Consider the following 23,099-nt stretch of genomic DNA (forward strand, 5'->3'; position numbering starts at 1 on the left):
CATGACCGAAGACTTCACTCCCCTGGACATGAACGACGTCGACACGATCGCCTGCGTGGGCATCGGCACCATCGGCGGGGGCTGGGCCGCGTACTTCCTGGCGCGCGGCTTCCGGGTCAAGGCCTGGGACCCCGCACCCGACGCGGAGCAGAAGCTCCGCCGGCTGATCGACGCCGCGTGGCCCGCCCTGACCAAGCTCGGGCTCGCACCCAATGCGTCGAAGGACAACATCAGCGTCCACACGGACCTCGCCGAGGCGGTCGACGGCGCCGGCTTCGTGCAGGAGAGCGCGCCGGAGGTCCTGGAACTCAAGCAGTCGCTCCTGGCGCAGATCGACGCGGTGACGGCCCCCGACGTCGTTATTGCCTCCTCCACTTCCGGGTACGGGATGACGGAGATGGCGACCGAGGCGAAGAATCCGTCCCGGCTGGTGGTGGGGCACCCGTTCAATCCGCCGTACCTCATCCCGCTGGTCGAGGTGGTGGGCGGCGAGCAGACCTCGGCCGCCGCGGTGAAGTGGGCCTCGGCCTGGTACGAGCTGATCGGCAAGTCCGTCATCACCATGGACCGCGAGGTTCCGGGGTTCATCGCCAACCGCCTGCAGGAGGCGCTGTGGCGCGAGGCCCTGCACATGGTGGACAACGGCGAGGCCACCGTAGAGCAGATCGACCTGGCCATCACCGACGGGCCGGGCCTGCGCTGGCCGCTGCAGGGGCCGATGCTGACCTTCCACCTGGCCGGCGGCGAAGGCGGCATGGCACACATGCTCGACCACTTCGGGCCGTCGCTGCTCTCCCCGTGGACCCGGCTGGATGCGCCCGAGCTGACGCCGGAGCTGCGCAACGCGGTCATCGCAGGCTGCGACGAGGAGGCCGCCGGGCGGTCCGTCGTCGAGCTGGTGGCCGAGCGCGACGAGGCAATCATCGCGATCCGCAACGCCATCGCCCAGGTCCGGGCCGGCGGCGCATGAGCTCGGCGGCTGCCGGCGTGCTGCCCGCGTACCGGTGCCGGGTGCAGCCCGAGTGGATCGACTACAACGGCCACATGTCCGAGGCGTTCTACGTCCTGGTGTTCGGCTTTGCCACCGACCAGGTGATGGAACAGCTCGGCATGGACGAGGAGTACCGGCGCTCCACCGGGTGCTCGCTCTACACGGTCGAGGCTCACATCCGATATCTCGCCGAGACCGGCCTGGACGCGGAGCTCACGGTGACCTCCCGGATTGTCGCCGCCGGGCCGAAGAAGCTGCATCTGGCCCATGAGATGCGTTCCGGGGAAACGCTGGTTTCCACCGAGGAACTGCTGACGCTGCACGTGGACCAGCAGTCCGGACGCAGCACCGGGTTCACCCCTTCCGTCATGGACACCATCACCTCATTCCTGCCCGGCCCCGGTGAGCCGGCACCGGGATGGACCGGCAGGACCGTCAGCTCCTAGCCGTCCCTTTTTCAGAAAGAAGGACCAGTGGAAACATCTCCTGTTCTTCGCGGGCACCTGCCCGATAGACCTGCCCTGGCGCCGACCCGGCGCCGGGTGCTCGGGATAGGCCTGGCCCTCGGGCTGGGCGGCTTCCTTGCCGCGTGCGGCACCGGCCCCGCCGCGGTGCTGTCCGCACCCAGCGGCCCGCCTCAGCGTGGAGGCCGGCTGCGGGTGGGGCTGGCCGGCGGCGGCGCAGCCGACAGCCTGGACGCCCACTCCTCCGTGAGCACTACCGACATTGCCCGGATCGTGAACCTGTACGAGCCCCTCCTCTACCGGGACGAAAACTACGAACTGAAGCCGCTGCTGGCGGCCAAGGTCACGCCGTCGGCCGATGCCCGGGTCTGGACGGTAGACCTGCGGCGGGACGTGCTGTTCCACGACGGCCGCCCGATGACCGGCAAGGACGTGGCCACGAGCTTCAAGCGAATTGTGGATCCCAAGGATCCCAAGAGCGGCGCCGCCGCGCTGGCGATCCTGGACGAGGTGGCCGTAGTAAACGAGCACCGGGTGGAATTCCGGCTCAACAGTCCCAGCGCAACGTTCGACGACTCGCTGGGCCAGTACACGCTCGGCATCGTCCCGGCCGACTACGACCCGGCCAACCCCGTGGGCACGGGTCCCTTCAAGTACCGGTCCTTCGCTCCGGGGCGGAACAGCGTCTTCGTCCGCAACGAGCGCTACTGGCGGGACGGCGAGCCGTACCTGGACGAGCTGGAGATCCTGAATTTCAACGACGACGACGCGCTGATCAACGCGCTGCTCTCCACCCAGGTCGACGCGATCGGACAGATCCCGCTGACGCTGCTGGAGGTCATCGACGCGGACCCCCGGATCAGCATCCTTTCCGCCGAAACCGGCGCCTGGATGCCGTTTACGATGCGAGTGGACCGGCCGCCCTTCGACGACAAGCGGGTGCGCGAAGCCTTCCGGCTGGCCGTGGACCGGGAGCAGATGATCGAGCAGGTGCTCAGCGGCAACGGCAGCCTCGGCAACGACATGTACTCGCCGTTCGACCCGGGCTATCCCTCGCATCTTCCGCAGCGCAAGCAGGACATTGCACGGGCCAAGGAGCTGCTGGCCGAGGCCGGCCATCCGGACGGGCTCACGGTGGAGCTCGTGACGGCGCCGATCCAGTCCGGCGCGGTGGAGGCGGCGCAGGTCTTCGCCCAGCAGGCCGCGGAGGCCGGGATCATGGTCAAGATCCGCCAGGTGGATACAACCACGTTCTTCGGCGACAGCTACCTGAAGTGGGACTTCGCCCAGGACTTCTACTACACCCGCAACTACCTGCCGCAGGTCAACGCGAGCACCCTGCCGACGTCGCCGTTCAACGAGACGCACTGGGACCACCCCGAGTTCAACGCCCTGATCAAAAAGGCCAACGCCACCGTCGACGACGACGAACGCAACGCGCTGATCGCGCAGGCCATGGAGATCGAATACAACGAAGGCGGCTACATCATTTGGGGCCACGCGAACCAGGCGGACGCCTACCAGCAGTACGTCGCGGGCCTCGTCCCCAGCCGCACTGGGCTGGCCCTGTCCGGCTTCGAATTCCGCCGCGTCTGGCTAGGAGGCGCCTCATGATGCCCATCATCCTTCGCAGGCTCGCCACCAGCGTGCTGATCCTGCTGGCGGTGTCCGTACTGGTCTTCGTGGCCACGCTGCTGCTGCCCGGCGATCCGGCGCAGGCCATCCTGGGCCAGCAGGCCACGCCCGAACGGCTGGCCGCGCTGCGCGAGCAGATGAACCTGAACGACCCGGTCTGGCAGCGCTACCTCACCTGGCTGGGTGGCCTCTTCATCGGCGACTTCGGTGTCTCGGCTGCCTCCGGCGGCGCCGTCAGCGCTCTGCTGGGAGAGCGGATCGGCGCCTCGCTGGTTCTGCTGGTAGCGGCAGGCGCCATCAGCATCCCCGTCGGCCTGCTGCTGGGCACCTACAGCGCGCTGCGCCGCGGCCGGGCTGGCGACCACATCGCCACCGGCACCAGCCTGGTGCTGGCCGCGCTGCCGGAATTCGTCATCGGCATCGCGCTGGTCACGCTGTTTTCGACGACGGTGTTCACCATCCTGCCGTCCGTCACCATGGCCCCGCCCGGGGAGCCCGTGTGGAACTATCCGCAGCAGCTCATCCTGCCGACGCTGACCCTGGTCCTCGTGGTCACGCCCTACATCATCCGGATGATGCGGGCGACGATGCTGGAGGTCCTCGAGTCCGGCTACGTGGAGATGGCCCGGCTCAAGGGCGTGCCCGAACGGCAGGTCATCCTTAAGCACGCCCTGCCCCACGCGCTCTCCCCCGTCGCCCAGGTCGTGGCGATCCAGCTGGCGTGGATGGCCGGCGGCGTGGTCGTCGTCGAGTTCCTCTTCCGCTATCCCGGGATCGGCCAGGCCCTCGTGGACGCCGTCACCAACCGGGACGTGCAGGTGGTCCAGGTGCTCGCCATCCTCATCGCCGCCGTCTACATCGTGGTGAACCTGCTGGCCGACGTCGTCGGCATCCTGACCAATCCGAAGTTACGCACCGGGGGTGCCCGATGACCGCCATTGATTCGCCTCAGCTCGTCACGCAGGAAACCAAGGCACCGCCCGGGCTGCTCCGCCGGCTGGTGGCACAGCGCCAGGCGAAGATCGGGATCGGGCTGACCGCCGCCGTCGTACTTCTGGCCCTGCTGGGACCGGTCCTGCTGCCCGTGATCACGGGCTTCACCAGCACCGAATTCACCGGGCGGCCGTTCCAGCCGGACGGCGTGTTCGGCACCGACAACCTGGGCCGCGACGTCCTCAGCCGCTTCCTCGACGGCGGGCTGCGCCTGCTGGCCTACTCCGCGCTGGCGACGCTGCTGGGCATGGTGCTCGGCGTGCTGGCCGGGATGACCGCGGCCTACGCAGGCGGCCGGGTGGACAGCCTGATCATGCGCAGCAACGACGTCCTGCTGGCGCTGCCATCGCTGGTGTTCGCGCTGCTGGCCATCACGGTCCTGGGGCCGGAGGGCTGGGTGCTGGTGGCGGTCATCGGCATCACCCACGCGCCGCGGATTGCCCGGGTCACGCGCTCCGCCACGGTGGACGTCATCACCGAGGACTTCATCCGCGCCGCCGAGATGTACGCGGTGCCGCGCTGGAAGATCCTGGTGCAGGACGTGCTGCCGAACATCACCGGCCCGCTCATGGTGGAGCTGGGCCTGCGCATGACCTACTCGATCGGCGCCGTGGCGTCCCTGTCCTTCCTGGGCCTGGGCATGCAGCCGCCGACGGCGGACTGGGGGCTGATGATCAACGAGAACCGGATCGCGCTGGTCATCCAGCCGTGGGGCGTCATCCTGCCGGTCCTCGCCATCGCCGTCCTGACCGTCGGCATCAACCTGATCACCGATTCGTTGGCCCGCGCGGCGGCGAACGCGAACGTGGGAGCAAGCAAATGAGCACGTCCCTGCAGGATCCGATCAGAACGGCAGTCCTCAGCGCCACCGGCCTCAGGATCGCCACCACGGCAGGCAAGGAGATCCTGCACGACGTCTCCTTCGAACTGCAGCCCGGGAAGATCCTCGCCCTCGTGGGCGAGTCCGGCTCGGGAAAAACGACGGCGGGACTCGCCTGCCTGGGCCACTTCCGCGCCGGGCTGACGCACACCGGCGGTGAGATCCGGATGGCGGGTTCCGGTCCGTCGTCGAACATCCTGGACCTGCCCGAACCGGAACGCCGGAAGCTGCGCGGCGGCGTCATTTCCTATGTTCCGCAGGATCCGGCGCTGTCCCTGAATCCAGCGATGCGGATCGGCGACCAGATCATGGAGGTGCTCCAGGTGCAGGGCCACGGCAGTTCCGACGCGGAGCGGCGGGCCCGGGTTGCCGAGGTGCTGGCGGAGGTCGGCCTCAAGAACGACGACGCGTACCAGCGCCGCTACCCGCACCAGCTTTCCGGCGGGCAGCAGCAGCGCGTCGGCATCGCGATGGCGTTCGCGTGCCGGCCCAGCGTCATTGTGCTGGACGAGCCGACCACCGGCCTGGACGTCACCACGCAGGCGCTGGTGCTGCAGACCATCGACCAGCTGGCCGAGCTGCACAACGTCGCCGGGCTCTATATCACCCATGACCTGGCGGTGGTGGCAAAGATTGCCGACGAGGTGGTGGTCATGCTCTCCGGAGAGGTGGTGGAACAGGGGCCGACGGAGCGGGTGCTGTACCAGCCGCAGCATGACTACACGCGGAAGTTGCTCGATTCAGTGCCGGACCTGGCGGGCAAGCGCAGGGTCGGGCGGACCTCGGTGATCACCGGGGAGCAGCCCGTGGTCGATCCCCGGCCGGCCGCGGCCGAGGACCGCACGCGCCGGGAGGCATCCGCAAACTTCCTGGAAGTTTCCGGCCTGCGCCTGGCCTACGGCAGCAACCAGATCCTCGACGGCATCAGCTTCACGCTGGCGCCGGGCGAATCGATGATGCTGCTCGGCGAATCGGGCTCCGGCAAGACGACGCTCTCCCGCTGCGTGGCGGGGCTCAACGACGACTATTCCGGCGAGGTCCGGCTCTCCGGCGACACCCTGTCCGCGGGCACGCGGGCGCGCACCGCCGAGCAGCGCCAGCGCATCCAGTACGTCTTTCAGAGCCCGTTCTCCTCGCTGAACCCGCGGCGGACCATTTGCGAATCCGTCGAGGTGCCGCTGCAGATGTCCGGCAAGATGGGCCGCAAGGAACGGCGGCGCCGGGTGCTCGAGGCACTGGACCAGGTCCGGCTCGGCAGCAGCTACCTGGACCGCCGGCCCGGAGACCTCAGCGGCGGCGAGCGCCAGCGCGCGGCGATTGCCCGGGCGCTGGTCAACGCGCCGTCACTGCTGGTCTGCGACGAGGTCACGTCCGCACTGGACGTCTCGGTGCAGGCATCCATCATCGACCTGCTGCGCGCCCTGCAGCACGAGACGAAGATGTCGATGCTCTTCGTCACGCACAACATCGCGCTCGCCCGGCACATCTCGCAGCGCATGGCCATCCTGCAGCACGGGCAGATCGTGGAGTCCGGCAGCACCGACGAAGTGCTGGAGCATCCGCGGCACGAGTACACGCGCGAGCTGCTGGCCAACGTCCCGACGTTCTGAGCAGCCAGTGCCTGGTGCCGGCCTGCCCGCGCGAAGTCCCCTGCCCAGTTCTGACCCCACCCGACCTGTTTGAGAAGGAGAATCGTGGACCTGGATTTTGAGAGCCATAACGACGGCGGCCTGCCGCCAGCCGGGTTTGCCGGCTTGCGTGAGGTTTTCGCCCGGCATCTGGCGGCAGCGCAGGGCGGCATGGCGTTCTGCGTGTACCGCAGCGGCGAACCGCTGGCCCGTTTCTACGGCGGCAGCACCAACAGGCGTGCTGCTCCATCGGCCGAGGTGGAGGAAGCCTGGAGCCCGAAGACCATGGCTGTCATGTTCTCCGGCACCAAGGGCGTGGTCGCCACAGTGGCGGCGATGCTGGTGGACCGCGGCCTGCTCGACGTCCGCAAGCGCGTGGCCGAGTACTGGCCCGAATTCGCCGCCGGCGGCAAGGAAGCCGTCACCGTTTCCCAATTGCTGAGCCATACCGTTGGCCTGCCCTACGTCGACCCGGAGCCCGAGGGCGACGACCCGCAGCTGGACAACCAGGGAAACGCGCGCGCCCTCGCCGCCCAAGCGCCGCTCTGGGAACCCGGAAGCAAGGTGGCCTATCACGCCGCCACTTACGGCTATCTGATGACCGAGGTCTTCGGCCGCGCCACGGGCAAGCCGGTCGGACAGCTCATCGCCGAGCTCATCCGCGAGCCCCTCGGCCTGGAGATCTACCTCGGCCTGCCGGAGGAGCTCGATCCGCGGGTGGCCACCGTCTTCCGCTCCGATAGCTACGCGATCAGCACCTACCTGCAGGATCCGGAGCGGCGCAAGATCGTCGAGCGGATGTACCGGAACCTGGTGGATCCGGACAAGGACTCTTTCAACAGCATCGGCATGCGCCGAGGCGAGATGTCGGCCGGAGGCGGCATCGGAACCGCCGATGCCATGGCCAGCCTCTACTCCCGCCTGGCCGATCCGGCCGGAGGCGGCATCGGAACCGCCGATGCCATGGCCAGCCTCTACTCCCGCCTGGCCGATCCGGCCGGCGGAGTGGTCAGCCCGGCCGCGCTGGCCGACGCGACCACCACCTGGTCGGAGGGCGTGGACGCGATCAATGACCGGCCCCTGCGCTTCGGCCTCGGCTACGAACTCGCCGACCCCATCGGAACCTACGGCCCCGTCGCCCCCGCCTTCGGCCACTCCGGCGCCGGCGGCGGACTGCACGGCGCCTGGCCCGGCAAGAACGTCGGCTTCTCCTTCCTGACCAACGAGATGCTCGCCGAGAACCAGGACCGGAGGGCGAAGGACCTGCTCGCGGAGCTGGCCAAGCTCGTCTGACGGCCCGCACGGAAGGCGGGAAAACCCCTAACGGAACAGCCGCCGTCTTAATAGCACTACGAACCCACACTGATCTGCAGCGCTATTGCTTCGCGGCGCGGCCAGAAGGAGAGTACTGGTTAGGGTGGAACCATGCGAAGCGACTTCAGCCCTGAGGAACTATCGTCCCGGGATTTCTACCGGCTGCTGACAGCAGTTGTGGTTCCTCGACCGATCGCTTGGGTTTCGAGCACGTCCGCGGACGGCGTGGACAATCTGGCGCCCCATTCATTCTTCACCGTGGCGTCGGTGAACCCGCCGATCGTCCAGTTCACCTCGGTGGGCGAGAAGGACTCGCTGCGGAATATCCGGGCGACCGGAGAATTCGTAGTGAACCTTGCCACGGCTGGCCTGTTGGCTGAGGTCAACGCGACCGGCACGAACTTCGATCCTGAGGTGAGCGAGTTCGACGCAGCAGAGGTGACGAGGGAACCGAGCCGGACAGTGAAGCCGCCGCGGGTGCAGGAGTCCCCCGTGGCGCTGGAGTGCAGACTGCACCAACTGCTGCCGATGGGCGACTGTACGTTGGTGTTCGGAGAGGTCGTGCATGCTGCCGTCTCGTCCGACGTGCTGGAAGGGACGCACCCTCGGATCGACCAGCTGGATCCGCTGTCGCGGCTCGGGCTGGATGAGTGGGGAACGATGGGCGAAATCCGCGAAACCAAGCGGATCAGGAAAGCAGAATGGCCGGGCCATTTCCGTCCGGGCCCCGTTGAGGGGTAAGGGAAAATAGGCAGGCAAAGGTGACGGCGGCCCGCCCCTCGACTCCGGAACCGGAGTCGTAAAGGGGCGGGCCGCCGTCGTACTTTCCTTCACCGCACCTGGCAGGCGCGGCCAGAATCAGCCGATGCCGAGCTGCACGAAGACCAACCACACGAGCAGCGGCACAACCGCAATCATGGCGACGGCCCAGAGCAGCAGGGCGCGGAAGAACATGCGCTCGTCCTTGGGCTGCGCGCTGGCCATCAGCAGGGCGCCGCTCGTGGACATCGGGCTGACATCGACGACCGAGGAGCTGATGGCAATGGCAGTGACGACGCCGATCGGAGTGAGGAGCGGATCCATCGCGATCGGGGTCACGATGGGGCTGATGACGCCCAGGGTGCCGGTGGTCGAGGCGAAGGCCGACACGATGCCGACGACGTAGCTGGTGATCAGCGCGGCTACGGAGCTGTTGCCCAGCCCGGCGATCCCGGCCTGGAGTTCCTCGAGGGCACCCATCTCCTCCAGCATGCCCACGTAGGTGACGATGCCGGTCACGAGCACGATGGCGGACCACGGCATGCTCTCAACGGCGGGCTTCTGGACACCCGGATTCAGGATGATCAGCGCAAGCGCAACGACCAGCGAGGCCACGCCGACGTCCAGCCCGAACGTAGTGGTCATGACCAGCAGTGCGCCGATGCCCAGCAAAGTAGCGACGCGGATAGGCGTAGCTGCCACCTTGACCGGCGTCCTTTCGGCGGCTTCAACAACGACGGCGGCCGGTGCGGTCATGAGTGCCGTTGCGCCTCCGCCTGCGGTCGGCGCAGGAGATCCAAGCCCCTCAGACCCGGACTCCGGCGCGCCGTTACCTTCGGCTACCGCGGCGCGGGCGGCCCGCTTCTTCATGATGCTTTCAATGAGGAGGTAGGCGATCACGGCGAGCACCGCGTTGAAAGCGAAGCAATAGAGGTACAGCTTCAGGGAGTCCTGCGATGCTCCGGCGTCATCGAGCATGACGTTACCAAGCACGCCGAAGGGGTTCACCGGCGAGAAGGCACCGGCATTGGCGCCCTGGACGATCACCAGGCCCATGGAGAGCGTGCTGATCCCGAACCTGGAACCGAGTGCCAATCCGACCGGTGCCACGATGGCGATGGCAGCCGGGGTGAACGCGCCGGCCGAGGCCAGGGCTGCGGTCAGCAGGAACATCAGGACCGGAACCAGGAAACGTCGGTTTCCCGCCAGCAGTTCGGCCCAGTAGGCCAGCAAGTCGATCGTGCCGTTGATTCGCACTATGGCAAAGAGCAAGGTGGCGCCGACGAGGATGAAGAACAGCCCGGCGGGGAACTGGCCGATCACGTCCTTGATGGTCAGTCCGGCCACGAGGGTCCCGACGCCGAAGGCAGCGACGGTGGCGATCAGGCCGGCGTTGATGCGGGTGAACGAGCCGACGGCGAATGCAGCGATAAGTACGGCGAAGGCGATAAGCGACACTGACATGGCTGCTCCCCTTTAGATCCCGGTGGGCAGCTTGACCGGCGCACCGGAGAGCAGGCTGCCGGCTCCGCTGATCGAGGGCTTGTGGCCCAGGACCTTGAGGATCTCGTACGTGGTTGCCGTTGCCGCAGTGATGACCGGCAGGCCCAGCTCGTCCTCGACCAGCTGGACGGCAGGCAGCGACGGCATCTGCACACAGGCGGACAGGACAATCGCCTCCGCGCCCTCATGCTGGAGGTCGCGGGCGATCTGCGGCAGGTTCTGCGGGTCCAGGCGACCGACGGCGAGGTTGTCGGCAACTTCCAGGCTGACGGCGTCGAGCACCTCGATGCCCGCACCCTCGATGTACTCGCGGACCATCTGCGTCAGCGGCTTCATGTAGGGGGTCACCATGGCGATCTTCCGGACGCCCATCTCCTGGAGGGTGCGGACCAGCGCTCCGGCGCTGCTGGTGACGGCGGCAGGATGGCCGTTTTCGGCAGCAGCTTGGGCGATGCTCTCTTCCGATCCGGTGTGCGCGTTGGGCCCCTGCGCCATAACGGCAACGAGGCAGGCATAGGCGATGGCGTCGACGTTGGCATCGGAGATGGCGGCAGCGCAATCCGCGGCCTTCGCCACCATGGCCAGCAGCTCTTCGCGGTTGACGTTCTTCATGCCGGCGCGCGCCGAGTGGAAGGTGTATTTGTGCCCGGTTGCCTCAGCCTGCCGGCGGAAGAGCTCGGGCAGTTCCGTCTCCATGGTCGTGTTCGAGCTGGGAACGATCAGTCCGATGCGGGACAGGCCGGCCTGCTTCGGGGCCGGAACGGTCTCGCATGCCATGTCAGGGGTGTTCACGTAGTTCTCCATGCTTCTCGGTGACAATCAAACCCACTTAGTGGGATCGCAACCCATAATGCGGGTCACACTCTGGCTATGTCAACTGGGTCACATCCCGGGCGGCCGGTTCGGCCGGCCTCATAGCGCGCCGGGAACGCGACGGGAAGGCGATAGGATTGCGGGGCATCGACAGCAACAACCAGGGCAAGGAAATCCAGTTTGGCGGCGGAGAACAACGGCGGCTCGTCCCCGATCCTGGTCCTCCATAAAGTGACCCAGATCCTCAACTGCTTCTCCATTGAGGCGCCCGATCCGACGCTTCAGGAGATCATCCGCAGGACCGGGTTGCCGTCCAGCACCTGCCAGCGGCTGGTCCAGAACATGGTGCGGGAAGGCTTCCTTGACCGCGACGGCGACCGGTACCGGATCGGGATTGGACTGGTGCGGTGGGCTACCCCCGGAACGCTCGGTCTCGACGTCGTACGCTTGGTCAAGCCGATCCTGCAGCAACTGCGCGACGACACCGGCGAAAGCGCCTGCTTCTACGTCCGCGACGGCGCATTCCGCACGATTGTCGCCGTCGCCGAAACCCGCCACGTGGTCATGCGGCCCTTCATGGTTGGGCAGGTCATGCCCATGCACGCCGGCGCGGCCGGAAAGATTTTCCTCGCTTTCGACCCGGAGGCACGGTCCGCCATCACCGGGTCGCCACTAACGAAGTTCACGCCCGCCACCCCCGGCAATCTTGCCGACCTGGACCGCCAAGCTGAAGAAACACGCAGGCAAGGCTTCGCCGCGGCCTTCGGCGAGCGCCACAGCGACGTCGGTTCCATCAGTGCGCCGGTCTTCGACCACGCAGGCCAGCTTGCAGGCGCCCTCGGACTCGGCTTTCCGACGCAGCGCGTAGGCCCGGAGGACGTGGATCTGCTGGGCCCGAAAGTCGCGGAGGCCGCTCGTTCAGCCAGCGAGGCCCTCGGCTACCAGGGCCCCTCCATCTAACGGGCGGCGTCAGCCAGTCGGCATGGCAAGAGTTGAGTGCCCGGGGCTGTCCTGCACCAGGCCTGCCCCCGTAGCCAGCACATGTCGGCGCATCGCGTCTTCAGCCGCATCTTCATCCCCGGCCCGCAGGGCGGCGCAGACCTCGCGGTGTGCGTCGACCGACGCCTGCTTCACCTCTGCCGTGCTCCAGTAGTCCTGCTTGTACGGCAAAGGCACCTCAAGCTGACGCCGCGCAATGTGTGTCAGCCGGTCGTTCCCGACGAGGTCAAAGATGAGCCCGTGGAAGAACTGGTTCTCCAGGTCGCACTCCTCAGCGGCCCCCACCCGGAGTTCTTCCAAGCGGTCGCAGCTGGCGTCGAGGGCAGCCAGGTGGCTCGGTGAAACATGCATGACCGCCCGGCGCGCGACCTTACCCTCCAGCACACTGCGGATTTCATGGATTATGGCCACCTCCTCAGCGCTGTAGACCCGCACCTTGGCGCCGCGTCCGGGCAGCAACTCGATGAGCCCTTCGGTCTCGAGCACCCGGAATGCCTCACGAACAGGCGTGCGGCTGACCCCCACCCGCTCGGCAATTTCGGCCTCCTTCAGCCGCTCGCCCGGCGCGTAATCGCCGCGCAGGATGGCGGACCGGATTGCCTCCACCGCCCCGGCGTTGTGGGTTGTGCTGCTGGCCAAGGATCGTCCCTCCCTCAAACTTCTCAAGACAGCTGGCCCCGCAGTAGCGGATATGTCCTGCATCACACCATATGCTACGGTGGAGCGGATTGCATGCAATGTATGCAATCTCACGTCCCGATCCTCCAAGGGAACTCATGACTCCTGAAATCGTCTCGATCATCGTCCTGGCCGGGCTGTTCCTGGTCGCCACAATCCGATCCGTGAACATGGGCGTGCTTGCGTTCGTCGCGGCCTTCGCTGTCGGGGTTCCCGTTGTCGGAATGGCTACAGACGACGTCATTGCCGGCTTTCCGGGCGAGCTCTTCCTCGTCCTGATGGGCCTGACGTTCCTCTTCGGCTTCGCCCAGCAGAACGGCAGCATCGACCTGCTGGTCCGCTGGAGCCTTCGGGCGGTCCGCGGCAAAGTCGCCGCCGCGCCCTGGATCTTCTTCGCGCTTTCGGCCCTGCTGATCTCCGTCGGCGCCCTCTTCGCCGTAGCCGTTGTCGCGCCGCTGGCCATTCCGTTCGCCCGCCGCTACCGGATCAACCAGCTCATGATGGGCATGATGGTCGTACATGGGGCGCTGGCCGGTGCATTCTCCCCCATCAGTGTCTACGGTGCGTTCATCAACGGCTATCTCGCGAAGGAGGGACTGCCGGTTAGCCCGCTGGCCCTGTTCTTCGTGCCGATGGTCTTCAATACCATCATTGCCGGCATCGTCTACTTCAGCATGGGCGGCCGTAGCCTGAAGGGCCTCCGCATTACCGACGACGGCCCCGGCACCGGCGGCCGGCTTCCGTCCTCCGGACTTCCGGCCGGCGGTACTGCTCCACATAGCGGCGGAACAGCGCTGTTGACCAGGCCGCAGGTCGAGGCACCGGACGCTGGACCGGGTCCGCAGAAGGCAACCCCGTACCAGAAACTGACCCTCGTCGGCCTTGCCGCCCTGGCGGTGGGTACCGCGGTCTTCGGCCTCGACGTCGGAATCCTCTCCCTGAGCATCGCCTCGGTGCTGGCCATCTTCTCGCCCAAGGCGGCCAAGGATGCCATGAACAAGGTGAGCTGGTCCACCGTGATCCTCGTGGCCGGTGTGCTGACCTTTGTCAACGTTCTCGAGACCGCCGGGACCATCGAATTCGTGAGCGCAGGCATTGCCTCTATCGGCATCCCGCTCGTCGCTGCCCTGCTGCTGTGCTACCTGGCAGGCATCACCTCCGCCATGGCGTCATCTGTCGGCATCATTGGCGTGGCGATCGCCCTCGCGGTGCCATTCCTGCAGTCCGGTGCCATCGATCCCATCGGCTTCGTCGTCGCCCTGGCGATCGCTGCCACAGTGGTGGATGTCAGCCCGTTCTCGACGAACGGCGCGCTTGTGCTGGCAAACGTCGATGACAAGGACCGGGACAAGTTCTACCGGAAGATGCTCATCTACGCGGGCATCGTCGTCGCCGCCGGTCCCGGCCTGGCCTGGCTGACCGTCCTGGTTCCGGGCTGGCTCTGAGCCCGGCCCCACGGATACCGATCTATCGAGGACTGACATATATGGGCAATGCTGTGAAGGATTCCGCTGCCTTGCCGGAGTCCGGTAGCGATGCGCTTCCCGAGAGCCGGGGACGGCATCCCGGACTCACGGCCACAGCAATGGCTTCCGCCACCACCATTGTGACCGTGCTCCCCGTGTTCCTTGTTGGCGGGCTGGCCATCCAGCTGGAAGATGACCTTGGCATGAGCGCCGCGCTCCTTGGTGCCGGCGTCGCCACTTTTTGGGCCGTTTCGGCCCTGCTCTCCACGACGGGTGGCCGCATTGCGCAACGGCTCGGTGCCCGCAACGGGATGCTGCTGTCGGTCGGTGGAGGCCTGGCGTCACTGGCGGGAATCGGTTTCGCTACTCCGCAGTGGCCTTGGCTATACGCTTGGCTGGCCCTGGGCGGTGTGGCAAATGCCCTTGGCCATCCCCCGTCGAACGGTCTGATTGTCCAGCAGGTCGGCGTCCGGAACCGTGCCTTTGCGTTCGGGCTCAAGCAGGCCGCCGTGCCGGCGGCCACGTTGATCGCGGGCATCTCCGTCCCCGTCCTCGCGCTGACCATCGGCTGGAAATGGACGTTTGCCATCGGTGCCCTGTTCGCCATGCTGCTCGTTCCCGTGCTGCTCGGCGTCACTCCCCGGCGACGGCAGGCGACAGCAACGGCCGGGCACGGGGCGGACAAGCACCCTCTTCCGCGGGAGCTGAAAAGGTTTTTGGTCCTTACTGCCGTTGCCGCAGCATTGGGATCTGCGCAGGCAAATGCGCTGGGGGCTTTTACCGTCATTTCGGCCTCCGCGGCCGGTTTCGATGTCGCGACAGCAGGCCTGCTGCTCGGCTTAGGCAGCGCCGCCGGATGCCTGATACGGCCGCTTGTCGGCTTGGCCGCGGACCGTGGATTCGGTGGCTCCATGGCTACCGTCGCCGGAATGCTGGCCATTGGATGCACCGGCTTGCTAGCCATCGCGTGGGGCAATAACGTTGCCTTCGCCATCGGGTGCACCCTTGCATTCGGTTTCGGCTGGGGCTGGAATGGTCTCATCCATTACGTCGTTTCGCACAAATCCCACCCCTACACTGCCCGGGCCACAGGCATCGCACAAAGCGGGACTTACATCGGCGGAACGGTGGGCCCGTTGGCCTTCGGACTGGTGCTCGCGCAGTTTGGGCCTACCGTCGCCTGGACATCGGCCGCTGTATTTGCTGTCCTGGGCGCCGGCTTCGCCCTGCTGGCCCATCACCAGGAGAAGAGCATTCCGCACGTGGGCTGACCGGAGGCGTACGACGGCGGTGGCCGGCAACACTGCCTGCCCACCGTCGTCAGACCTATAGCAGGAGCTATGCCGCTGAGCCGGTTGCTGCCCCGACTGCATCAAGGCATTGGCGCAATGCAGGAAGCGGGTCAAGGGCATAACTGCCGTCGCCGAACAGCTCGAAAGTCATAAAGCCCGAGTAGCCGATGTCGGCCAGCCCCGCCAGGTACCGGCGCAGGGGCAGTTCTCCGTCTCCCCAGGCAAGGTGGCCCGCCGGGGCGCCGTCGATCAGGTGCACATGCCGGACCCTTTCTCCGAATGCAGCTCCGTAGTCCTGCACACTCTCTCCGGCCACCGCCATCGCGACCGTGTCCAGCGCAACGCCGAGGTTGGCGGAGCCCACGTCTGTGAGCATCTTCTGCAGACCGGCGATGTCGTTGACGAGATTGGATTCGGTCCTCTGCAGCGGTTCGAGGACGCAGCCCACGCCCTGGGACGCCGCATAGTCGACGACCGCCGCCAGCGATTCAGCTGCCCTGCCCCAGGCCTCCTGCACCGGTTCGTCTTCGAGCCCGCGGCCCGCGGTCAGGAACAGCAACGGCGCCTCAAGATCGGCGCAGATATCGGCGGCCTTGCGGAACATCCGAATACTCTGTTCCCGCAGCCAGCCGGTACCCGAAGCAAGGTTCACGGGATATGCCACCTGCTCGGGGGTCAGACATTCGACGCTTAGGCCCCGCTCATTGAGCTGACGCCGGATGCGGCGGAGGTCCCCCAGTCCGAGCGCGGGAATGTGCAGGTGCGGCGCCACTCCCCAGAGCTCGACGCGCTGTCGCCCGAGCACGGCCATATCATCCAGGAACCGTTCGAAGCTCAGGTGCTGGTAGGCGAAATTGGATCCCGTAATCCGCTCCAGGATGTCCGGCCCGACGTTCACTTGCCGACTCCGTCTGCCAGCCCCTTGATGAAGTAGCGCTGGCCGGCGAAGAACAGCAGGACCACGGGCAAGGCCGCTATCGCCATGCCGGCGAAGACAACGGGATAGTCGGTCCCGTGTTTGCTCATCAGGCTGGTCAGTCCCACGGGGAGAGTCTGCATTTCGGTGCCGCTGGTAAAGACCATGGCGAACAGGTACTCGTTCCAGGCGAACAAGACATGCAGGATCACCGTGGAGACGATGATCGGTTTGCACATCGGCAGGATGATCTTCCAGAACGTCGTTGCCTTGCTGGCGCCGTCGACCTCGGCGGCCTCATCCACTTCCCGGGGCAAGTCGATCATGTAGGCGCGGATCAGGAAGGTCGTGAACGGGATCCGGAAGGCCGTATAGAGGATGAGCAAAGCCCAGAAGGTGTTGTAGAGGCCCAGGGACTGGAAGAGCTTGACCAGCGGCACAAGCGCGACGGTCGGAGCGAGCATCAGTCCGCCGAGGATGAGGGTGACGATGGTCCGGCTGAAGGGGATATTCACCCGGGTCAATCCGAACGCCGCCCACGCACTGATGAAGACGGTGGCTACGGTGGACGTGATGGTCACCAGGACGCTTGTCATCAGGTAGTTGTCGACGCCCCGGTTCCAGGCGTCCACGTAGTTCTCCCAGTTCCATGCCACGGGCAGGGCAAACGGGTTGCCGAACAGCTCGGCGTTCTCCTTGAAGCCGTTGAGAACCATCCATAGCAGTGGGTAGAGAACAACGACCGCGAGGCCGAGGAGGAAGGTCCACGTGAAAATTCTGGTGATGCTGAGGAGGAAGGAACTGCGAGTCACCATTCAACCCTTCGCTTGCGGGAGATGTAGAGCTGGCCTAGGGCCAGACCGAGCGTGACGACGAAGATCACGGTGGCGATGGCCGCCGCATAGCCGAAGTCGTTCCGGACGAAGCCGTTGCGGTAGAGCCAGGTGCCGAGCACTTGGGTGGAGTTGTTCGGCCCGCCGCTGGTCATCACCATGACTTCGTTGAAGACCTGGAAGGCGCCGGAGATCGTCACGATGATCATGAGACCGGACATCTCCCGGACGAGAGGCATGGTGATGTGGAACAGGCGGCGGGCGGGTCCGATGCCGTCCAGGGCCGCTGCTTCATACAGTTCGGACGGAATCCGCTGGATCGCCACCGCGAAGAGCAGGGTCGAGTAGCCGAAACCCTGCCACTGGCTCATCGCGATCACCGCGAGCATGGCGGTGCTCTCCTGCCCGAGCCAGGGCTGGGCCCAGGCCGCGAGGCCGAGCGTCTCCAGCACATAGTTGAGCATCCCGAGGTTGGGTTCGTAGATGAAGTAGAACAGCAGACCGGCCACCGTCAGCGAGATGGCGGACGGGATGAAGTAGATGGCCCGCAGAGCGCGACGCCAGCGGTCGCTGCGGATGCCCTCAATCATCGCGGCCAGCACGATGGCGCCGAAGACCTGGAAGGCGATGGAGATCACCGCGTAGAGGACGTTGTTGCCCAGCGCGGACCAGAACACCGGGTCCTGCATGAGCTTGACGTAATTGTCGCCGCCGATGAATGTCTGGCGGCCGGAGTAGATGTCCCATTCCAGCGTGCTGAACGCAAAGTTCTGCAGCAGCGGCAGGTAGACAAAGGAGCCCAGCAGCAGCACCGCGGGCAGGACCCACGCGAAGCTGCGCAGGCGTACCGAGGACAGCCGCCCCGAGGACGAACGATCCCGCCGCGCCCCGGGCCTCCGCAGCCGGCGCCGACCGGGAACTGGCTGAACCAGGCCGGCGCCGGAGGCGGTCTTACTTGGCTGCTGCAGAAGCATTGCGCACGCTCTCGAGTACTTCTTCCGGAGTGGCATCGCCGCTGATCAGCGCTTCGCCGCCGGCGAGCCAAGCGTCCGCAACCTCGGGAACCGTGACGGTGTCCAGCCAGATCACCAGCTGCGAGGCGTCGTTGACCCGGCCGATGCCTTCGAAGACGGCGGCGCTGGAGGTGTCCTCGGTAACGGCGCCCACCACCGCGCTCGGTTGTCCATACGGGGGCGCCGAAAGCGTGGATGCGTTCTCCGCCGTCGTCGCGAATTTCATGAAATCGACGGCCAGGGCGGCCCGCGGCGATTTGCCGTTGATCAGGTAGCCTTCGGGCGACCCCTCGATGGCGCCGGGGTCCCCCGCCGCCCCGGTGGGGACGGGCAGCGGGAAGATGCCGAAATCCTCAGGTTTGAGCTGGGTGCCCTCGGCCGTCACGGTGTCGAACTCGAGGACCTCCTGGTAGTACATCGCGGCCTTGCCGCCAGCCAATGCTTCCTGGGCTGTCGTGTAGAGGACGCCGTTGGTTCCCCGGCCGGTGTCGGTGCACTCGTCAACCAGCGCCTTGAACTGTTCCAAGGACTTGATGTAGCCCGGTTCGTCCAAGGTGGCCGATTCCGGAACGAAGTCCGCACTGAGCTTGTCGCCCGGAACGTTGTAGGCAAAGAGCTGCTGCAGGTAGTGCAGGCCCGGCCAGCCGTCCTTGTTCCCGAAGGCGATCGGTTCATAGCCGGCTTCCCGGATGGCGGAACAGCTACTGAGGAGCTCTTCGAAGGTCGTCGGCACTTTGACTCCGGCCTTCTCGAAGACGTCCTTGTTGTAGCCCATGAACTTGCCATTGTTGTACAGCGGGATTCCGTAGTACTTGCCCTCATAGGAGAACGCGTCCAGCGAGGCCTCCCCAAAGGAGCCGCCCCACTCCGTGTCCGGCCCGAGAACCTCGGTCAGGTCGGCGGCAAGCCCGCCCCGCACAAAGTTCTCCGCCCAGTTCCCGGTCCAGGAAAAGTAGATGTCCGGCAGTGCTCCCGATGCTGTGAGCGTCTTGGTCTTGTCCTTGATGCTCTGGTCTGTTTCCTGGATCAGTTCCACGGTGACGTCCGGGTGCAGAGCCTCGTACTCCGCAGCCAGGTCCTCGAAGTAGGGCTCCAGCGGCTCGCCGGCGAACTTGGTCAGGATGCTCAACGTGCCGGCGTACTCCGGCGCCGCGCTGACATCGGCTGCCGCCTCGGGGCTCCCCCCGCCGCATCCGGTGAGTGCCAGGGCTGCCAAGGCCGAGACGGCCGTGACCGTTGCGAATCTGCGTGCGTTCATTGTCTTCCTTCATCTCGCGCCTGCTGCTGGCCGGACGGGACTGCCGATCTGGATCGGGGGAGCCCCTCTTCTCCAGTGGCCCCCGCCACTGTTCGTGTGGTGCGACTCTACAGAAAAAGTGATACCGGTACCAGAGATTTTTTCCGGAAAATCAAAAAACTTGGCCATTGACGAGCAATGAGGCGTGTGCCACGATGTAGCTCGGCTGATACCGGTATCAGATGTCCTCTGTAAACCGACGCCACCCCTCCCAGAAAACCTTCCGAAAGGATCCACAGATGCTCGGTTTCGACGAATCGGAGTTCCGCGCCCAGACGGCGAGCGCCGTCGGTCTCAGGCCGCAAATCGAAGAGCTCGTCCAGAGCCTGACCTCGCAGGGCTTCGACAACCTGTTCCTCGTCGGGGCCGGCGGGACGTACGCAGCCATGTGGCCCTACGAGCACCTGGCGGCGAAACACTCGACTCTTCCGGTCAAGGCAGCGATCGCGGCGGAACTCACCGCCGTCGGCGACGCAACTCTGGGGGAACGCTCGGTGGCCATTTTCACCTCGGTCTCCGGCACGACGGACGACAGCCTGCGCGCGATCGAGTTCTGCAAGGCGAAAGGCGTACGCACCATCGCTTTTACGGGCTACCCGGACTCGCCGATCGCCCAGGCCGTCGACGTTGCTCTCGTTTCGCGGCCGAAGACCTGGCCGTTCGACATGCAGATGCTGCTGTTCATGACCTGCCTGCTCTCCACCCGCGGCGAATTCGCCGGCTACGAGAAGTTCGCGGACGAGCTTGCCAACCTTCCCGACGTGCTCGTCGAAGTCGCCCGGCAGGCAGAGCCTGTGGCGGCGGCGTTTGCCGAAGCACACCGGGACACCGAGTACCACTTCCTGGTAGGCGGCGGGAACCTGTGGGGCTTCACCTACCTCTACTCCATGTGCATCCTCGAAGAAATGCAGTGGCTGCGCACAACCCGTGTACACAGCGCCGAGTTCTTCCATGGCTCGCTGGAACTTCTGGAAAAGGACACCAGCGTCATCCTGTTCCAAGGCGAAGACGAGGCCCGTGTCCTGACCGACCGCGTCGAACGGTTCGTCCGCAAGGTCTCCGACGACGTGACCATCTTCGATACGAAGGACTATCCCTTGACCGGGATCAGCGAGGAATTCCGCGGCATTCTCGCTCCTATGGTGCTCGACACGGTAACCGGCCGGGTGAGCAAGCACCTGGAGCGCGTGCGCGAGCATTCCCTGGACCTCCGCCGGTACTACCGGGTGATGGAGTACTAGGAGGCCGTCGCACACAGCTGATCAGCACCGCCGCAGGCGCTGCCGGCATCGAGGGTGCCGGCAGCGCCTGGACTGGCCCGGAAAGGGGCATGCAATGAAGGTTCTTGGTTTCGGTGACAACATCATCGACCGGTTCAACGACCGCCGCGTGGTCTACCCGGGCGGAAACTGCGTCAACTTCGCGGTATTCGCCCGGAAATTGGGTCTGGACGCGGATTACCTCGGCGTTTTCGGCAATGACGACTATGCGGACCTGCTTCGCGGTGCCATTGCCCTCGAAGGAGTAGGCACGCCGCACTGCGTGATCCGGGAAGGACCGAGCGGCATCAGCAATCTCACGGTCGTCGACGGCGAGCGGGTCTTCGGCGGCTGGAACGGCGGTGGCGTCACTGTGTCTGAACCGCTCACCTTGGATCCGGCTCTCCTGGCCTACGCAGCAGAGTTCGCGCTGACGCACTCGAGCGTCTATTCCAGGTCAGAACATGACCTGCCCGCCTTGCACGGGCTCGGCAGGTTGGTCAGCTACGACTTCTCCAGCGAGGACGATTTCCGCACCCACGGCTATCTGTCCCGCGTCTGCCCTTCCATCGACCTTGCACTGTTCTCGTGTTCCCACCTCAGCGTCACGGAGACCACCGCCCTGCTGGAGAAGGCGGTCCGGCTCGGTGCTCGCATGGCCCTCGGTACCCGCGGCACTGCAGGAAGCATCCTCTGGGACGGCAGGAATCTCCTGGCAGGAAGTTGCGAACCTGTCGACGAAGAAGCCATTGTCGACACCATGGGCTGCGGCGATGCCTACCTGGCGGCTTTCGTGGCCGCCATGCTGTGGGCCGGTTGGACAAGGGAAGAACTGCCTTCCGCCGCCCAGCGCGCCGAATGCCTCACCTCGGCCGCATCCTTCGCCGCGCGCCAGACCCTGGTGGACGGCGCTTTCGGGCACGGCCAGCCGGTCGGCGATGGCGCGACAACTAGAATGTGAGTCATCCCATCCCCCTTTCCAGAGACAAGTAGGTTTGTGCCAATGGCTGCGGAGCGAGTTCGCGGTACGTCCTCACCAACCATTTCGGAAGTCGCCGCCGAAGCCGGAGTAGGCAGGGCGTCGGCCGCCCGCACGTTGGGAAACTACGGCTATGTCAGCCCGGAGCTTCGCGAGCGCGTGCTCGCCGCGGCCGAGAAGCTCGGCTACCGGGCAAACGCGTTGGCCCGCAGCGTCTCGACCGGGGTGAGCCATACGCTTGGCGTGGTGGTCGCCGACATCGGAAACCCGTTTTTCGCGGGCGTGGTGCGCGGAATCAGCGACACCTCCCGTGCCAGCGGCTTCGACACCATCGTCCTGAGCAGCCACGAAGACCTGGCCGAGGAAAAGGCCTCCATGGGCGTACTGCTCGACAAGCGGGTGGACGGGATCATACTGGCCTCGGCCGCCGTCAGCCCCAAGGAGGCGAAACACATCCAGGAGGCCATGGACGTCGGCATCCCGGTAGTCCTGGTGGACCGGGCGCTGGAACACGTCGCCGCCGACGCCGTCGTCATCGACAACCGGGATGCCTCGCGCCGCGCCGTCGAAACACTCATCGCCGTTGGCCACCGGCGGATCGGCTTCGTCTGGGGACCAAGCTCCACGCGCCCGGTGGCGACCCGACGCGAGCTACTCGCCGCGGCGGCCAAGAGCCTCTGGACCGACAGTGAGCGGCTGCGCGGTTACTTGGACGCGCTCGACGACGCCGGCATCGCCTTCGACCCGAACCTGATCATGGTGGGGGTCAAGACGGAGGCGACGGCGGCCGACGCGGCCGCACAGATGCTCAGGCTGCCGGATCCTCCGACCGCCCTGCTGTGTACCGAGAATGATGCCATGACAGGCGCCCTGCGCGCCGTCCGCGCTGCCGGGCTGAAGTACCCGGGAGATATCTCGCTCATCGGGTTCGATGACAGTTCCTGGGCAGCGGTAATGGATCCCCCGCTCACAATGATCGAACAGCCGATGCTGCGGCTCGGCGCCCTCACCGCGGAACGGCTCCTTGCCCGGATCAAAGGGGAGGACCCCGAGCCCGAAGTGCACACGCTCGAGTCTCGTTTCATCGAGCGCGGATCGGTGGCTCCGCCCCGGCACTGACCGCACAGGTCAGGCGAGAAGGACGGGACGGACCACTGGTGACCCGCGTTTCCGTTCCGTCCTCCTCATGACTGCGGCCACCTGGCCAAGCGCCTGACGATGACGCTTGTGCCCGTGAAGACAGCGGTCTGCTTGCCTAGGCCTCGGTGCCTGCCGGAATGCCGGTAATGAATTCGGCGGCTTTCTCGCCGATGAGCACTGAGGGGGCGTTGGTGTTGCCGGTGGGGACGAGCAGCATGATGGAGGCAGAACAACGGCGCGCTGCCGA

General features: G+C 66.1%; 21 protein-coding genes. 14 read left to right on the forward strand and 7 right to left on the reverse strand.

Annotated features, from left to right (window positions below):
- The first annotated feature begins 1 nt into the window (after position 1).
- From AHIS1636_RS01850 to AHIS1636_RS01885, 8 genes are all read left to right on the forward strand, one after another.
- Positions 2-970, forward strand: a complete 969-nt coding sequence (locus AHIS1636_RS01850; RefSeq protein ID WP_264794097.1) for a 3-hydroxyacyl-CoA dehydrogenase NAD-binding domain-containing protein — start codon at positions 2-4, stop codon at positions 968-970.
- On the forward strand, positions 967-1,437 hold the full coding sequence (locus AHIS1636_RS01855) for a thioesterase family protein (RefSeq protein WP_264794098.1): 471 nt from the start codon (positions 967-969) through the stop codon (positions 1,435-1,437). Before AHIS1636_RS01850 ends, AHIS1636_RS01855 begins: the two co-directional genes overlap by 4 nt.
- Before the next feature lie 105 nt (positions 1,438-1,542).
- The gene (locus AHIS1636_RS01860) at positions 1,543-3,069 is read left to right on the forward strand and encodes an ABC transporter substrate-binding protein (protein WP_264794180.1); all 1,527 of its coding nucleotides are present in this window, start codon (positions 1,543-1,545) and stop codon (positions 3,067-3,069) included.
- Positions 3,066-4,022, forward strand: a complete 957-nt coding sequence (locus tag AHIS1636_RS01865) for an ABC transporter permease (RefSeq protein WP_264794099.1) — start codon at positions 3,066-3,068, stop codon at positions 4,020-4,022. Before AHIS1636_RS01860 ends, AHIS1636_RS01865 begins: the two co-directional genes overlap by 4 nt.
- Entirely contained in the window at positions 4,019-4,906 is an 888-nt protein-coding gene (locus AHIS1636_RS01870) for an ABC transporter permease (RefSeq protein WP_264794100.1), read from the forward strand. Before AHIS1636_RS01865 ends, AHIS1636_RS01870 begins: the two co-directional genes overlap by 4 nt.
- Positions 4,903-6,573, forward strand: a complete 1,671-nt coding sequence (locus AHIS1636_RS01875; protein WP_264794101.1) for a dipeptide ABC transporter ATP-binding protein — start codon at positions 4,903-4,905, stop codon at positions 6,571-6,573. Before AHIS1636_RS01870 ends, AHIS1636_RS01875 begins: the two co-directional genes overlap by 4 nt.
- 84 nt (positions 6,574-6,657) lie before the next feature.
- Positions 6,658-7,884 carry a serine hydrolase domain-containing protein gene (locus AHIS1636_RS01880; protein ID WP_264794102.1) on the forward strand — a complete coding sequence of 409 codons (1,227 nt, stop codon included), beginning with the start codon at positions 6,658-6,660 and terminating at the stop codon, positions 7,882-7,884.
- Between the two features lie 132 nt (positions 7,885-8,016).
- Entirely contained in the window at positions 8,017-8,646 is a 630-nt protein-coding gene (locus tag AHIS1636_RS01885; protein WP_264794103.1) for a flavin reductase family protein, read from the forward strand.
- 117 nt (positions 8,647-8,763) lie between these two features.
- Here the strand turns inward: AHIS1636_RS01885 and AHIS1636_RS01890 are convergent, their stop codons facing one another.
- The gene (locus tag AHIS1636_RS01890; RefSeq protein WP_264794104.1) at positions 8,764-10,128 is read right to left on the reverse strand and encodes an SLC13 family permease; all 1,365 of its coding nucleotides are present in this window, start codon (positions 10,126-10,128) and stop codon (positions 8,764-8,766) included.
- Between the two features lie 12 nt (positions 10,129-10,140).
- A complete protein-coding gene (locus tag AHIS1636_RS01895; RefSeq protein WP_264794105.1) occupies positions 10,141-10,959 on the reverse strand; it encodes a maleate cis-trans isomerase family protein in 819 nt (272 codons plus the stop codon).
- A 201-nt stretch (positions 10,960-11,160) separates the two neighbouring features.
- Here AHIS1636_RS01895 and AHIS1636_RS01900 point away from each other — a divergent pair, with 201 nt between their 5' ends.
- Positions 11,161-11,940, forward strand: a complete 780-nt coding sequence (locus tag AHIS1636_RS01900; RefSeq protein ID WP_264794106.1) for an IclR family transcriptional regulator — start codon at positions 11,161-11,163, stop codon at positions 11,938-11,940.
- Between the two features lie 9 nt (positions 11,941-11,949).
- Here the strand turns inward: AHIS1636_RS01900 and AHIS1636_RS01905 are convergent, their stop codons facing one another.
- Positions 11,950-12,618, reverse strand: a complete 669-nt coding sequence (locus AHIS1636_RS01905; RefSeq protein ID WP_264794107.1) for a GntR family transcriptional regulator — start codon at positions 12,616-12,618, stop codon at positions 11,950-11,952.
- A 137-nt stretch (positions 12,619-12,755) separates the two neighbouring features.
- On the opposite strand from AHIS1636_RS01905, the gene AHIS1636_RS01910 reads away from it, so the two are divergent.
- Together AHIS1636_RS01910 and AHIS1636_RS01915 are read left to right on the forward strand one after the other, a co-directional pair.
- Positions 12,756-14,102 (forward strand): SLC13 family permease, encoded by a 1,347-nt coding sequence (locus AHIS1636_RS01910; protein ID WP_264794108.1) that lies wholly within the window; start codon positions 12,756-12,758, stop codon positions 14,100-14,102.
- A gap of 140 nt (positions 14,103-14,242) precedes the next feature.
- The gene (locus AHIS1636_RS01915) at positions 14,243-15,394 is read left to right on the forward strand and encodes an MFS transporter (RefSeq protein WP_264794109.1); all 1,152 of its coding nucleotides are present in this window, start codon (positions 14,243-14,245) and stop codon (positions 15,392-15,394) included.
- A 67-nt stretch (positions 15,395-15,461) separates the two neighbouring features.
- Here AHIS1636_RS01915 and AHIS1636_RS01920 read toward each other — a convergent pair whose 3' ends face one another.
- The 4 genes from AHIS1636_RS01920 to AHIS1636_RS01935 are packed head-to-tail and all read right to left on the reverse strand — an operon-like array spanning position 15,462 to position 19,435.
- The gene (locus tag AHIS1636_RS01920; RefSeq protein ID WP_264794110.1) at positions 15,462-16,313 is read right to left on the reverse strand and encodes a sugar phosphate isomerase/epimerase family protein; all 852 of its coding nucleotides are present in this window, start codon (positions 16,311-16,313) and stop codon (positions 15,462-15,464) included.
- Positions 16,310-17,146, reverse strand: a complete 837-nt coding sequence (locus tag AHIS1636_RS01925) for a carbohydrate ABC transporter permease (RefSeq protein WP_264794111.1) — start codon at positions 17,144-17,146, stop codon at positions 16,310-16,312. The genes AHIS1636_RS01920 and AHIS1636_RS01925 overlap by 4 nt, the downstream gene beginning before the upstream one ends.
- Entirely contained in the window at positions 17,140-18,138 is a 999-nt protein-coding gene (locus tag AHIS1636_RS01930) for a carbohydrate ABC transporter permease (RefSeq protein ID WP_264794112.1), read from the reverse strand. Before AHIS1636_RS01930 ends, AHIS1636_RS01925 begins: the two co-directional genes overlap by 7 nt.
- Complete coding sequence (locus tag AHIS1636_RS01935) at positions 18,116-19,435, reverse strand: ABC transporter substrate-binding protein (protein ID WP_264794113.1); 1,320 nt, start codon at positions 19,433-19,435, stop codon at positions 18,116-18,118. The genes AHIS1636_RS01930 and AHIS1636_RS01935 overlap by 23 nt, the downstream gene beginning before the upstream one ends.
- Positions 19,436-19,713: 278 nt before the next feature.
- On the opposite strand from AHIS1636_RS01935, the gene AHIS1636_RS01940 reads away from it, so the two are divergent.
- From AHIS1636_RS01940 to AHIS1636_RS01950, 3 genes are all read left to right on the forward strand, one after another.
- Complete coding sequence (locus AHIS1636_RS01940) at positions 19,714-20,715, forward strand: SIS domain-containing protein (protein ID WP_264794114.1); 1,002 nt, start codon at positions 19,714-19,716, stop codon at positions 20,713-20,715.
- Between the two features lie 94 nt (positions 20,716-20,809).
- Positions 20,810-21,694, forward strand: coding sequence for a PfkB family carbohydrate kinase (locus AHIS1636_RS01945; protein WP_264794115.1), 885 nt, complete (start codon positions 20,810-20,812; stop codon positions 21,692-21,694).
- A 42-nt stretch (positions 21,695-21,736) separates the two neighbouring features.
- Positions 21,737-22,831 (forward strand): LacI family DNA-binding transcriptional regulator, encoded by a 1,095-nt coding sequence (locus AHIS1636_RS01950; protein ID WP_264794116.1) that lies wholly within the window; start codon positions 21,737-21,739, stop codon positions 22,829-22,831.
- The last annotated feature ends 268 nt before the right edge of the window (positions 22,832-23,099 follow it).

The sequence above is a fragment of the Arthrobacter mangrovi genome, assembly GCF_026011795.1.
GTDB lineage: Bacteria > Actinomycetota > Actinomycetes > Actinomycetales > Micrococcaceae > Crystallibacter > Crystallibacter mangrovi.

Excerpts from the sequence above, each read along its gene's own strand:
- AHIS1636_RS01850 (WP_264794097.1), top strand. The coding sequence starts at position 2 with ATGACCGAAGACTTCACTCCCCTGGACATGAACGACGTCGACACGATC.
- AHIS1636_RS01855 (WP_264794098.1), top strand. The coding sequence starts at position 967 with ATGAGCTCGGCGGCTGCCGGCGTGCTGCCCGCGTACCGGTGCCGGGTG.
- AHIS1636_RS01865 (WP_264794099.1), top strand. The coding sequence starts at position 3,066 with ATGATGCCCATCATCCTTCGCAGGCTCGCCACCAGCGTGCTGATCCTG.
- AHIS1636_RS01870 (WP_264794100.1), top strand. The coding sequence starts at position 4,019 with ATGACCGCCATTGATTCGCCTCAGCTCGTCACGCAGGAAACCAAGGCA.
- AHIS1636_RS01875 (WP_264794101.1), top strand. The coding sequence starts at position 4,903 with ATGAGCACGTCCCTGCAGGATCCGATCAGAACGGCAGTCCTCAGCGCC.
- AHIS1636_RS01885 (WP_264794103.1), top strand. The coding sequence starts at position 8,017 with ATGCGAAGCGACTTCAGCCCTGAGGAACTATCGTCCCGGGATTTCTAC.
- AHIS1636_RS01890 (WP_264794104.1), bottom strand. The coding sequence starts at position 10,128 with ATGTCAGTGTCGCTTATCGCCTTCGCCGTACTTATCGCTGCATTCGCC.
- AHIS1636_RS01910 (WP_264794108.1), top strand. The coding sequence starts at position 12,756 with ATGACTCCTGAAATCGTCTCGATCATCGTCCTGGCCGGGCTGTTCCTG.
- AHIS1636_RS01915 (WP_264794109.1), top strand. The coding sequence starts at position 14,243 with ATGGCTTCCGCCACCACCATTGTGACCGTGCTCCCCGTGTTCCTTGTT.
- AHIS1636_RS01925 (WP_264794111.1), bottom strand. The coding sequence starts at position 17,146 with ATGGTGACTCGCAGTTCCTTCCTCCTCAGCATCACCAGAATTTTCACG.
- AHIS1636_RS01930 (WP_264794112.1), bottom strand. The coding sequence starts at position 18,138 with ATGCTTCTGCAGCAGCCAAGTAAGACCGCCTCCGGCGCCGGCCTGGTT.
- AHIS1636_RS01935 (WP_264794113.1), bottom strand. The coding sequence starts at position 19,435 with ATGAACGCACGCAGATTCGCAACGGTCACGGCCGTCTCGGCCTTGGCA.
- AHIS1636_RS01940 (WP_264794114.1), top strand. The coding sequence starts at position 19,714 with ATGCTCGGTTTCGACGAATCGGAGTTCCGCGCCCAGACGGCGAGCGCC.
- AHIS1636_RS01945 (WP_264794115.1), top strand. The coding sequence starts at position 20,810 with ATGAAGGTTCTTGGTTTCGGTGACAACATCATCGACCGGTTCAACGAC.
- AHIS1636_RS01950 (WP_264794116.1), top strand. The coding sequence starts at position 21,737 with ATGGCTGCGGAGCGAGTTCGCGGTACGTCCTCACCAACCATTTCGGAA.